The following is a 13110-nucleotide window of genomic DNA, read 5'->3' as shown; positions in this document are numbered from 1 at the left end:
CCACTTTCAGTGAAAATTTACACGCTCTGACGCCCTCGCACCAGGGTCTCAAGCCGCTACAGCCACCTCTTCCACAGAGGGACAGGTGCAGATCAAGTTGCGATCACCGAAGGCGTTGTCAATCCGAGCCACAGCTGGCCAGACCTTGTTCTCGTGCTGACCCTCCATCGGGAATGCGGCCTGCTGACGGCTGTAGGGACGATCCCAGTCATCCGCTGTCACTGCAACCAGGGTGTGCGGGGCACGCTTCAACGGGTTGTTCTGAGGGTCGCTGGCGCCGTTTTCAATGGCACGAATCTCCTCACGGATCGCGACCAGGGCATCGGCGAAGCGATCCAACTCCGCCAGGCTTTCGCTCTCTGTGGGTTCAACCATCACCGTTCCAGCCACCGGCCAGCTGACGGTGGGTGCGTGGAAGCCGTAATCCATCAAACGCTTGGCAATGTCATCAACATCGATTCCCGCTTCCCGTTTCAACGGCCGCAGATCAAGGATGCATTCATGGGCCACTCGACCGGTGCTGCCCCGAAACAGCACGGGGTAATAGGGGTCAAGCCGATGGGCCAGATAGTTGGCTGACAACAGCGCCACGGCACTGGCCTGCCGCAGGGCATCCGCCCCCATCATCCGTAGATACATCCAACTGATCGGCAGGATGCTGGCGCTGCCGAGCGCTGCTGCGGAAACGGGTCCGATGGCGGTTGACGTACCGGCTTGCAACGGATGACCCGGGAGGAAGGGCGCCAGATGCGCCGCCACACCAATCGGTCCTACACCTGGGCCACCGCCCCCGTGGGGGATGCAGAAGGTCTTGTGCAGGTTGAGATGGCACACATCGGCACCGAACGCACCAGGACGGCAAAGCCCGACCTGCGCATTGAGGTTGGCCCCATCGAGGTACACCTGCCCACCGTGCTGATGCACAACGGAGCAGATCTCACGGATGCCGGTTTCAAAGACGCCGTGGGTGGAGGGGTAGGTGACCATCAACGCCGCCAGCTGATCGGCATGCTCAGCAGCTTTCTCAGCAAGATCCTGCTGATCGATGTTGCCCTCCTCATCACAGGCGACAGCCACAACCTTGAGGCCGGCCATCACGGCACTGGCGGGATTGGTGCCATGGGCGCTGGTAGGAATCAAACAGATATCGCGATGGGCCTCCCCGCGGGAGCGGTGCCAGGCGCGAATCACCAGCAGCCCCGCATATTCCCCCTGAGAACCGGCATTGGGCTGCAACGACACGGCTGCAAACCCCGTCAGAGCCGCCAACCATCGCTCCAGATCGTCGGCCATGCAGCGATAGCCCTCCGTCTGATCCACTGGAGAAAACGGATGCAATGCCGCAAAGGCAGGCCAACTCACCGGCTGCAGCTCAGCGGCGGCATTGAGCTTCATGGTGCAACTGCCCAAGGGGATCATCCCGTGCACCAGGGAAAGATCACGGCTCACCAACCGCTGGATGTAGCGCAACAGCTCCGTCTCGCTGCGGTACTGATGAAACACCGGCTGGGTCAGCCAGGGTTGGCTGCGCTGCGGCAGGGACAGGGACTCGGGCAGCGCAGCCTCAAGCTCTGGTACCTCCTGACCGCAGGCCTCCGCCAGAAGCCCCAGGAGCACTTGCAGCTCCCGTTCATCCGACAACTCATCCAGGCTGATGCCGAATCCGGTGGCGTCCGCCGGAGCGGCGCCATCTGGCAGCACCCGCAGATTGAAGCCTGCTGCGGCAGCGGCGCTGTGGACGGCAGGCGCCGCCGCACAGTGCACGGTGACGGTGTCGAAACGGTCCGCCAAAGCCAGCGGATACCCGAGAGCCTTCAGGCCCTGCTCCAACTGGCTGCGCAGCCCAACGATGCGCTGGGCGATGGCCTGAAGGCCGTCAGGGCCGTGATGCACCGCATAGAAAGAGGCCATCACGGCGAGCAACACCTGAGCAGTGCAGATATTGCTGGTGGCTTTGTCACGACGGATGTGCTGCTCACGGGTCTGCAGCGCCAGCCGCAGGGCCGAGCGGCCTTCTACATCCTTGGACTGCCCCACCAGACGACCCGGGATCTGGCGCTTGTAGGCCTCAACCGTGGCGAAAAAGGCGGCATGGGGGCCACCGAATCCCATCGGCACCCCCAGGCGTTGGGCACTGCCCACGGCAATGTCGGCCCCCAGGGATCCCACAGGCGCCATCAGGGTCTGCGCCAACGGATCGATGGCCACAGTGGCCAAAGCGCCAGCCGCATGGGCCGCTTCGATCACGGCAGTTGGATCCCAGAGACAACCATCAGCCCCGGGCAATTGGAGCAGAACTCCGAACACGGACGCATCGATCGGCGCCGTTGCCGGGTCGATCCGCTCAAGGGTGATGCCAAGAGGTTCCGCGCGAGTCTGCAGCACGGCCCAGGTCTGCGGCAGCACATTGGCGTCCACCAAGAACCGGGTCGCCTCGGGGCGACGGCAAACCCCGAAGCTGAGGCTCATGGCCTCCGCTGCTGCGGTGGCTTCATCCAGCAGCGACGCGTTAGCGATCGGCAAACCCGTGAGCTCACTGATCAGGGTTTGAAAGTTCAGAAGGGCCTCAAGACGGCCTTGGGCGATTTCCGCCTGATACGGGGTGTATGCGGTGTACCAGGCCGGATTTTCAAAAACGTGGCGCTGAATCAGAGCCGGGGTTGCTGTGCCGTAGTAACCCAACCCAATCAAGGAGCGTCGAAGTGAATTGGACTCGCTCAGCTCCTGCAGCTGCCTGAGGGCTTCCGCCTCTCCACAGCCCTCGGGCAATGCTTCGTAAGGCGGCGTTGGGTCAAGGATGTCGTCGGGCACGACATCAGTGATGAAACCCTTCAGATCGCTGTAGCCGAGGGCGTTCAGCATCCGGCATTGTTCCGCCGCACTCGGGCCGATATGCCGCTGCGAAAAAGGAGAGATCAATGTCTAAAGCAGCAGCGCACGGGGCGATCGTAAGAGCCGCGTCCCGTGGTTGATGTCAGCCGGCGTTGACCTTCGCGCCGTAGGCCTCCGCAGTCATCAGGCTGTCGAGCTCGGAGGGATCCGTTGGACGCAGCACCAAAAGCCAGCCCTCGCCATGGGGATCGTTCTGGAGTTCCTCCGGACTGGCCAGCACCGCTTCATTGCGCTGCACCACCTCCCCGGCAATGGGTGCGTACATGTCTTCCACAGCCTTCACTGATTCCACCGATCCGAAGCTGGTGCCCTTCGCCAAGCTGGAGCCCACGTCCGGCAGGTCGACGAACACGATGTCGCCGAGCTGATCAACGGCGAAGGCGCTGATGCCCACCCGCACCAGATCTCCATCGGCGTTGGCGTACTCGTGGCTGTCGGCGAAGCGAAAAGAGTCGGGGAACGCGAACGCCATCGACGCAGTTTCAGGTGATCCCAGTTTGCGTGAGATTGATCAGTCCTGCCGCATTCAGGTCACACAACGCACGGGACAACGCCAGGCGGATGTGGGCCCGATGGGTGCCGCCCTGCACGTACAGGTTGAAGGGTTCCCGCAGCGGCGCATCGGCCGAAAATTCACTGGTAGAGCCGTCAATGAACGTCCCCCCTGCCATCACGAGATCGGAGGCATACCCCGGCATGGATGCAGGCACCGGATCGAGGTAAGCGCCAATCGGTGATGTCGACTGGAAGGCTCGACACACGACTTTGAGGGCTTCCGGACTTCCCAGCCGAACCGCCTGAATCAAATCGCTACGCACCGCGCCCGGCATGGGATTCACAGGGAAACCAAGTCGCGCGAACACCCCCGCCACGAGATCCGCGCCGATCAATGCCTCCGACACCATCTGCGGTGCCAGGAACAGGCCCTGCAGCACCAGCCGCTGCAGGTCAAATCCCGTGCCGCCCTCACGACCGATCCCCGGCGCCGTGAGCCGGCAGCAGGCCTGCTCGACAAGATCAGCCCGTCCGGCGATGTAACCGCCAGTGGGGGCAATGGTGCCGCCGAGATTCTTGATCAAGGATCCAGCGATGAGATCCGCCCCAACAGCAGTTGGCTCCTGCTCCTGCACCAACTCGCCGTAACAGTTGTCGACAAAGACAACGCAGTCGGGCTGGCGCGCATGGATGCGTTCAGACAGCCTTGCGATCTGATCGACCGTGACCGAGGGCCGCCAGCTGTAACCACAACTGCGCTGGATCAGCACCATCCGACAGGACTGCTCCAAGGCCTGACTCAACGCCACCTCATCCACTGCCCCGTCGGGCTGCAGATCGATTTCGTCGTAAGAGATCCCGAAGTCTGCAAGGGAGCCCTGACCCTGACCGCGGAGACCGATGACCTCTTCCAAGGTGTCGTAGGGGCGCCCAGTAATGGACAGCAAACGATCACCGGGCCTCAATACCCCAAACAACGCTGCCGCAATGGCATGGGTGCCGCTCACGAATTGCAGGCGCACTGCTGCGGCTTCGGCCCCCAGCACCCGGGCAAAGACCCGATCCACCACCTCACGCCCTTGGTCACCATGGCCGTAGCCGGTCAGCGAAGTGAAGTGCTGTGTACCCACACGCTCAGCCGACAGCGCATCCAGGACCCGTTGCAAACGCAGCTGCACGGACGCCGTCCTCGCTGCGGCAAGTTCAGCCTGATCCCTTGCCACCACTTCGATCAGATGATTTGCGATTGCACTAATCATCCGTTTCCTTGCTGAGTTCTTGCCTTCATAGGTCCTGACCGACGCGACTCTTACGAAGGTGCCAAACCTCTGCACTTCGTGAACTCCTTTAGATTTCTGTCACTAACGGCACCATCCGCTCCACGGTTTCCCTGTCTGAGCGGCTTGTCAATTTCAGGAGAATCCGATTGGTTTCCTCGCAAACAGCTGACACCCGTGAGCTACGCCAGCGGGCAGCGGTGGTGGCACGGCGTGAGCCCCTGCCAGCTCGTCAGCGGAAGCTGAAGATGGGTACCACCAGCTTCATGCTGGTGATGCACGTGCTAGCCACCGTGGCCCTGCTCCCAAGGTTCTGGAGCTGGCAGGGCGTTGTGGCTTTCGGAGTTTTGTACTGGATGACTGTGCTGGGCGTCACGCTTGGCCTACACCGTCTGGTCGCACACCGCAGCTTGGTGGTTCCGGTATGGGTGGAGCGCATCCTGGTGCTCATGGGCACCCTCGCATGTCAGAGCGGCCCGATCGAGTGGGTGGGATTGCATCGCCATCACCATCGCTTCTCCGATCAACCCAATGATCACCACGACGCTGGGCGTGGGCTGTGGTGGAGCCACAGCGAATGGATGCTCCACGACATCCCTGCTTTAAGAGAGCTCGACCGTTACGCCGGCGACCTTCAATGCGATCCCTTTTATCGCTGGCTCGACCGCTGGTTCCTGCTCCTTCAAATCCCCCTGGGACTTGGGCTGTACTGGTTCGGGGAAGCTGCACAGGTTCATGGTGGAGGCCTTGGCTTGGTTCTGTGGGCCATCCCGCTCCGCCTCGTGGTCGTCTACCACGTGACCTGGCTGGTGAATTCAGCCACCCACGCCTTCGGGTACCGCAACTTCGATTGCCCTGACCTCTCGCGCAACTGCTGGTGGGTGGCCTTGCTCTCGTTCGGTGAGGGTTGGCACAACAACCACCACGCTCACCCCGCAAGCGCTCGCCACGGTCTGCGCTGGTTTGAATTCGACTTCACCTGGCAACACGTGCGGCTGCTCAAGCGTCTTGGTCTGGCAAGCCGGGTCCGCACGGCTCGTTACGTCAACGAAGCCTCCTGAGGCTCTGAGACTTCTTACCAACAGGCCACGTCGTAACGTGGTCGATCGCACCCGCCTTCATCCATCGTTCCGGTCCCATGCCTAAGCGTGTAAAAGTCGTTCTGAATGAGGACCTCCTCAGCCTGGGCAAGGACGGAGACCTGGTGGAAGTTGCTCCGGGTTATGCCCGTAACTTCCTGCTCCCCTTCGGCAAAGCTGTGCCCCTCACCCCAGCGGTGATGAAGCAGGTGGAGCACCGCCGGGCCAAGGAAGCTGAACGTCAGGCAGCTCTGAAGCAGGAAGCCCTCGACTTCAAGACCGCCCTTTCCACCATCGGGCGTTTCACCGTCAAGAAGCAGACCGGGGAAGACAACGTTCTGTTCGGCACCGTGACCAACGGTGATGTGGCCGAAGCCATCGAAGCAGCCACCAAGAAGGAGATCGACCGCCGCGACATCGTGGTGCCTGAAATCCACCGCACCGGCAAGTTCACCGTCACGGTGAAGCTTCACAGCGAAGTCACCGCCGAGATCAACCTGGAAGTGGTCAGCTACTGATCCCTGTCAAACAACACTCAAACGGCTCATCCGAGCCAGAGTGTGATTCCTTTCGTAACGCCCTGCCGCCATGGTGAGCGTCCCCCTGCCAGAGAAGAATGATGGGGGACGCCGTGGTTATGGCCAGGGCCGTCGCGACGACGAGCCGAACTTCGAGGCCCTGCCCGATTCCGTCCCGCCCCAGAACCTGGAGGCGGAAGAGGCAGTGTTGGGCGGCATCCTGCTGGATCCTGATGCAATCGGCCGTGTGGCTGACGTGCTGCAGCCGGAAGCCTTCTATCTGAACGCCCACCGGGAGATCTTCCGCACCGCCCTGATGCTGCACGGCCAGGGCAAGCCGACCGATCTCACCGCCATGAGCGCCTGGCTGGCCGACACCGGCGCCCTCGAGAAGGTAGGCGGCAACAACCGACTGGTGGAGCTGGTGGAGCGGGTTCCCTCCACCGCCTCGATCGAGCAGGTGGCCCGGCTGGTGATGGACAAGTTCCTACGCCGCCAGCTGATCCGCTCCGGCAACGAAGTGATTCAGCTGGGATTTGATCAGAGCCTGCCGATGGAGCAGGTGCTGGACCAAGCGGAGCAGAAAATCTTCGCCATCAGCCAAGAGAAACCCTCCAAGGGTCTGACCCCCACAGCCGAAATCCTCACCCAGACCTTTGAGGAGATCGAGAGCCGCTCGCTGGGAACCTCAGTGGCCGGCATCCCGGTGAACTTCTACGACCTGGATGCGATGACCCAGGGACTGCAACGCAGCGACCTGATCATCGTTGCCGGCCGGCCAGCCATGGGAAAAACCTCGATCGTTCTGAACCTGGCCAAGAACGTGGCCCAGCTGCACGACCTGCCGGTGTGCCTGTTCTCCCTGGAGATGAGCAAGGAGCAGCTCACCTATCGCCTGCTCTCGATGGAGGTGGGAATTGAAGCGGGCCGGCTGCGCACCGGCCGACTGCAGCAGGAGGAGTGGCCGCTGCTGGGCCAGGGCATCAACAGCCTGGGACAACTGCCGATCTTCATCGACGACAAGCCCAACTCCGGGGTGCTGGAGATGCGCTCGCTCTGCCGTCGACTGATGGCCGAACAGGGCAAGGAGCTGGGGCTGGTGATGATCGACTACCTGCAACTCATGGAAGGCTCGGGCTCCGACAACCGGGTGCAGGAGCTGTCGCGCATCACCCGGGGCCTGAAGCAGATGGCCCGGGAACTGAACGTTCCCGTGATTGCCCTGTCCCAGCTCAGCCGTGGCGTGGAATCGCGCACCAACAAACGACCGATGCTCAGCGACCTGCGGGAATCGGGCTCGATCGAGCAGGACGCCGACTTGGTGCTGATGATCTATCGCGACGAGTATTACAACCCGGAAACCCCAGACCGGGGCATCACCGAAGTGATCGTGACCAAGCACCGCAACGGACCGGTGGGCACAGTGAAGCTGCTGTTCGAGCCCCAGTTCACCCGCTTCCGCAACTTGGCGGCCTGATCCTTCAGGGACACTTGAAACAGCCGGCCATGGAACACAACATCAGAGCCGAAAACGCGCGACAGACATCAGCCCAACAGCCCCGGTGAAGCTCCTCGATGCAATATTCGAGAGTTGCGGAGACCTGCAGGAGCTGTTTCAGCCGCTCTCTCCAGATCTTGTCGCCCTGCAACTGAGCTGCGGCCGGCTCAAGGGACGGCTGCAGGCCTGGGGGTTTGACGGATTTCGATTGAATCTGCTGAACACCAATCAAACCCTGTTCCTCAGCGGCTCGCGGCGCCATGAACCCTGCACCCTGGCCCTTCCTTTGAATCCATCAGAGGGCGAGGTTGACTACAAGGCCCAGGGCATCACCGTGCCGTGGCCGGGCCTGATGGGATACAACCGCGGCTTGATCGATTTCGATCTCAAACTTCCCGCCGGGGCCCAGTTGGCAACGGTGGTGATCAGCAAGGCGGCCTGGCTCGATCGCCATGCTCAGCAGGCTGGGCCACTGATGTTGAAACGCTGGGACGAGAGCAATCAGCTGGAAGTTCGAACACCCCTGCGTGATGAGCTTCAACGCCAACTGATGGCACTGATCCATAGCCAAGAAGATCCAGAACAGACAGAGGATTCTGATCAGCTGATTCATGCCCTGATCCAGTGCTTTGAAGATCCAGCGGCACAGACGCTGCCCATTGCCAAAAGGGAAGCGCGGCACCAGGCGGCAATCGACCTGCTGCACTGGTGTGCCCAGCATCCCAAAACACCACTGAAGATTGAGGAAATCAGCCGCGAGATTTTTCAATCACGAACATCGCTGTTCCAAGGATCCAAAGAACACTTCAAGCGCACACCGCTCGAACTTCAACGCTCCGTCCGATTGGATCGTGTGCGGCAGTTGCTGCTTAACCGCAAACAGCGCCACAACCAAGGCCTCATGGGCGTGAGCGACATTTTGGAGGCGATGGGCTTCAGCAGCCGCAGCCATTTCGCCCATCGCTACGAGCAACACTTTCATGAACTGCCACACGAGACACTCAACCGAAGCCACACCAAAGCACCCTGAAGCTCTAAAAGCCGCAACCACGTACTTTTCGGCCCCTCAGGTGCTGCGAGGAATCCCATAATTCAGCGAAAGGGATGAGAGTTCGCTGAGAGGGTGACGCTGAACGAGCAGCTTTATCAGAATTGGCTGCTCCAGCTGCAGACCTGGGCAGCAGATGGTCGTCTCCTCGCTGCAGGCCTTGATGCACTGCAGCTGAAGCCTGCCCAAGCGACGGACCAGCTGAAACGCGTCGTTGAACGACTGGCGAAGGGCGACACGCGGGATCTTCCACCCATTGAGCTGTTGCCGGGCAGCGCCATGCCAGGCGCCGCTGGAGCGTATGCGAAAGCGACAAAAACGATCTATGTCAACCAGGAATGGATCAAAACAGCAAGTAAAACTGATGCAATCAGACTCCTTACTGAAGAATTTGGGCATCACTTAGACAACCAACTTAAGGGGGAAGATAGCCCTGGCGATGAAGGCGCTATCTTCGCCAAACGCTTACTCAACTCTTATTCTAGAGGTGCAATATCGAGCGCCCAAATAGACTTAATTAATGAAAATGACCATGGCTGGATTAGTATCAACGGACAGCTTATAGAAGCAGAGTTTCAGCTGTTTGAAGGGACATCAGGGGATGACAATTTTAACGGCACTGGCTCCACTGACACCATGTATGGCTATGGGGGCAACGATTTTCTAAAGGGCGGAGGGGGGTCCGATTACATCTACGGCGGCGGTGGCGCAGACACCATCTACGACAAATGGACAGGAGATAGAGACACCGTCTCAAATTACTTGTTTGGGGGCGAAGGAAACGACACAATCATCGGCGGCAACAAAAAAGACATCCTGCGCGGCGATGGCAATCAAAGCGGGAACGAATACTCTAATAACGAAGGGAATGACTTACTAAAGGGGCACGGAGGGAATGATTTACTAACAGGCGGCAAGGGTGAAGATCGCCTTAACGGCGGAGCCGGCAAAGACAGATTCGATGGAGGACCAGGCGCAGACATTATCTGGGGAGGAGGAATTAGCTCTGGACAACAGGAGACTGTTTATCAACATGATGGCGACTCAGTAATCTGGACAGATGCAGGAAATCTTGCAAGCAATGCAACTCTAATCAATAACGAGACAATCACATTTGGAAACGGCACAGACGTAATATACGACTTCAATCATGCTCAATACCATCTCTACTTACCCAACAATTCATTCAACCTCTTAAGCAGCGGAGATGCCTTAACAGGCCTCACCGTTGGTCAAAACTATTTTATTCAGGGAAGCTGGTCTCACACTACATTTCAGAACCACAGCTCAAACTATGACTCTAATAATTACTCTGGCACATTTACAACAGGAGAAAGCACAAACTGGAACGAGGATTACAGCTTTCTTGTACTCTACAATGCTCAAGCAACGGACTTTTTCAGCACAAGTAATACCAACTTTCTCGTCCTTGAATTTGATTACAACGCATCAAATACACGCCCAAGCAAGCAGCCAGCAGACATGGTTGCAGGCATTAATGGCACTGGGAATGCTACGGACCTGAATCCACTGCGAGGGCAAAAAATACTGATCAATGGACCCAGCGGGAATGCAGGAGATGGCAGCGCTTCCTTCTCCTTGGCTGAAAACACTTCGGCCGTCCATACATTCTCGAGTACCGGTAGTTTTAGCGGCTCAAAATCAATTTTTTGGTCACTATCAGGAGGTTCCGATAGATCACTCTTTTCAATCAATGAATCCACTGGCGCGCTTTTATTTAATACCGCCCCGTCATATGGGAACAACACCGATGACAACTCTGACGGGACTTACGAGGTTGACGTTATGGCAACCCTCGGAAACACCGGTTCTACGGCAAGTGAACGTTCGATTGATTGGGGCAGCCTCAATACCTGGCAGTCCGTTTCCATCACGATTACGGATGCTACGGCTCCTACCATCGCTATCACAGAAGACGATGCCGATGACACTTTAGGTGCTGGAGACACATCGACCCTCACCTTCACCCTCTCAGAAGCCTCCACCGATTTCATCGAATCAGACGTCTCCGTATCCGGTGGATCTCTCTCCAACTGGACCGCAGGCTCCTCGACCTCCTACACCGCCACCTTCACTCCCACCACCAACAGCACCACAAACGGAGTGATCTCCGTTGCCTCTTCCAAATTTTCCGATGCCGCAGGCAACCTCAACGCCGACGGCTCCGATACCAATAATTCCATCACCTTTACGGTCGATACCATCAGACCAACAATCGCCATCACTGAAGATGATGCCGATGATTCCTTAAGTGCTGGTGATACTTCAACACTCACCTTCACCCTCTCCGAGGCTGCCACCGATTTCGTTGAGTCCGATGTCAGTGTTTCCGGTGGGTCCCTTTCCAACTGGACTGCTGTCTCCAGCACCGTTTATACGGCCACCTTCACTCCAACAGCCGACAGCACCACCGACGGTGTGATCTCGGTTGCCTCATCCAAATTTTCCGGCTCCTCGGGCAACACCAACAACGACGGTTCTGATGCCAACAATTCCATCACCTTTACCGTCGATACCGTCCGACCAACAATCGCCGTCACTGAAGACGATGCCGATGACTCCCTAGGTGTTGGTGAGACATCCACCATCACCTTCACGCTTTCAGAAGCATCCACCAACTTCGTTCAATCCGACGTCACTATCTCTGGCGGCAGCCTCTCCAACTGGAACGCTGCTTCTGCAACCTCCTATTCAGCCACCTTCACACCAACAACTGACAGCACTACAGCCGGAGTGATCTCCGTTGCCAGTGGCACCTTCACCGATGCGGCCAATAACGCCAACACCGATGGTTCCGATGCCAATAACTCGGTCACGTTCACGGTCGATACCACCACCACTCCTTCTCCCTCTCCTTCTCCAACTCCAGACACCATTCGGCCCAAGATCGCGATCACGGATGACGATGCCGATAACACTCTGAGTGCTGGTGAGTCATCCACACTCACCTTCACCCTCTCAGAAGCCTCCTCCAACTTCATCGTGTCCGATGTCAGCATTTCCGGTGGATCCCTCTCCAACTGGACCGCTGTCTCCAGCACCGTTTACACCGCCACTTTCACTCCCACCACCAACAGCACCAGCAACGGCGTCATCCACGTCGCCAATGACAAATTCTCTGATAGTGCTGGCAACAACAACCAAGACGCATCAGACGCCAATAACACCGTCACCTTCTCGGTCAATACAACTACACCCGTTCCGACCCCAACTCCAGAGACCACTTCAGACAAAGGCGATATCTATCTCCTCCTCGATACCTCCACATCCATGCTCCACAGCGAGGGGAAAGACCACAGCAAATTCCAATGCCTGATAGCACTAGAAGCCTTCGCACAAGACGCTGAACGCGCTGGCTATCAGTTACAACACCGCAGCACCAACAGCACAGTTACATCAACACAGTTACTCCAAACACTCGCCAATCAAACCAGCACGCAAGCCATAAAAGAGCTCGAAAACTACACCATCATTGACAACCTAAATGATGCAAAACATGCCGATGATCTCGACATTCATTTGATCACTTACAACTACCACGTCGATCACAGCACCTTCACCCTCTCTCGCTCAAATCCAAGCAGCGGCATTGACACCATGCAAGCCATCCTGTCGCTCAAAATGGCAGGAGAAGATTTCGGAAATTCAATAAAAAACAACTCAAAATGGAAAGAACTTGGCCTCCCCAAGCCCAATCGTTACGACCTCCACCAGGGCCGTTCAGGCAGACCTTCCAACCTCTATGCCGGCACCGAATTGCTCGGTGCCTTGGAAGGGCTCGACTATCTCCTCACCAACAAAGCCAACGACCCCAACCGGCGCGATCAATCCACATCCATCTCCCTCGTTCTCGATGGCAGGCCAGAACGCCGCAGCTGGTGGGACACCAGAACCAACGCCGCTTCTGACTCCATCACCGGCCAGGCCATTCCGCTTCCCGAAACCCTCGGCAAAGAAGACATCACCACCTCTGGCCTCCTCTACGACACCAAGGGCAATCCATATTTCTTCCAAAACAACCAAGGCCAATGGCAGTGGAAACAAATGCAAAACGACCTCAATGCAGCCCTCGATCAGCTCGCTGATCTCTCCACAGATCCGAACAAGATTCAGGTCAACACCTACGGCCTGAACAGCACCGGCAGCACCTCCCTCAACGCCACCTATCAAGACATCTTCTTCAACCAAAGCTTCGATAACACCTCTGGCAGCTGGACCTATTCCCACCAAATCATCCAATCCCTCCAAGACCTCAACCTCTGAGCCAAGACAGGCACTTCTG

The 13110-nt window shown here is 58.2% G+C and carries 8 protein-coding genes; 5 read left to right on the top strand and 3 right to left on the bottom strand.

All coding sequences use genetic code 11. The features are described from left to right. Window positions 1-48 precede the first annotated feature (48 nt). The 3 genes from gcvP to FZZ88_RS03425 all read right to left on the bottom strand — a co-directional run bounded on the left by gcvP (window position 49) and on the right by FZZ88_RS03425 (window position 4646). Window positions 49-2862 carry an aminomethyl-transferring glycine dehydrogenase gene (gene gcvP, locus FZZ88_RS03435; protein WP_230332815.1) on the bottom strand — a complete coding sequence of 938 codons (2814 nt, stop codon included), beginning with the start codon at window positions 2860-2862 and terminating at the stop codon, window positions 49-51. 112 nt (window positions 2863-2974) lie between these two features. Continuing rightward, the gene (gcvH, locus tag FZZ88_RS03430; protein ID WP_115024583.1) at window positions 2975-3364 is read right to left on the bottom strand and encodes a glycine cleavage system protein GcvH; all 390 of its coding nucleotides are present in this window, start codon (window positions 3362-3364) and stop codon (window positions 2975-2977) included. 10 nt (window positions 3365-3374) lie between these two features. Then, on the bottom strand, window positions 3375-4646 hold the full coding sequence (locus FZZ88_RS03425; protein ID WP_166016297.1) for a methionine gamma-lyase family protein: 1272 nt from the start codon (window positions 4644-4646) through the stop codon (window positions 3375-3377). 167 nt (window positions 4647-4813) lie between these two features. Between FZZ88_RS03425 and FZZ88_RS03420 the strand changes: the two genes are divergently transcribed. The 5 genes from FZZ88_RS03420 to FZZ88_RS03400 all read left to right on the top strand — a co-directional run bounded on the left by FZZ88_RS03420 (window position 4814) and on the right by FZZ88_RS03400 (window position 13091). Then, window positions 4814-5725 (top strand): fatty acid desaturase, encoded by a 912-nt coding sequence (locus FZZ88_RS03420; RefSeq protein ID WP_166016295.1) that lies wholly within the window; start codon window positions 4814-4816, stop codon window positions 5723-5725. A 77-nt stretch (window positions 5726-5802) separates the two neighbouring features. Next, a complete protein-coding gene (gene rplI / locus FZZ88_RS03415; protein WP_115024586.1) occupies window positions 5803-6261 on the top strand; it encodes a 50S ribosomal protein L9 in 459 nt (152 codons plus the stop codon). Window positions 6262-6331: 70 nt separating this feature from the next. Continuing rightward, window positions 6332-7738, top strand: a complete 1407-nt coding sequence (dnaB, locus tag FZZ88_RS03410; RefSeq protein ID WP_166016292.1) for a replicative DNA helicase — start codon at window positions 6332-6334, stop codon at window positions 7736-7738. 85 nt (window positions 7739-7823) lie between these two features. Next, on the top strand, window positions 7824-8789 hold the full coding sequence (locus FZZ88_RS03405; protein ID WP_230332814.1) for a helix-turn-helix domain-containing protein: 966 nt from the start codon (window positions 7824-7826) through the stop codon (window positions 8787-8789). Between the two features lie 93 nt (window positions 8790-8882). Next, complete coding sequence (locus tag FZZ88_RS03400) at window positions 8883-13091, top strand: Ig-like domain-containing protein (protein ID WP_166016288.1); 4209 nt, start codon at window positions 8883-8885, stop codon at window positions 13089-13091. Window positions 13092-13110: the final 19 nt, after the last annotated feature.

This window comes from Synechococcus sp. PH41509 (assembly GCF_020514285.1).
Taxonomy (GTDB): domain Bacteria; phylum Cyanobacteriota; class Cyanobacteriia; order PCC-6307; family Cyanobiaceae; genus Parasynechococcus.
Note: the sequence above shows the minus strand (reverse complement) of the source record. Positions and strands in the feature narration are given on the sequence as shown.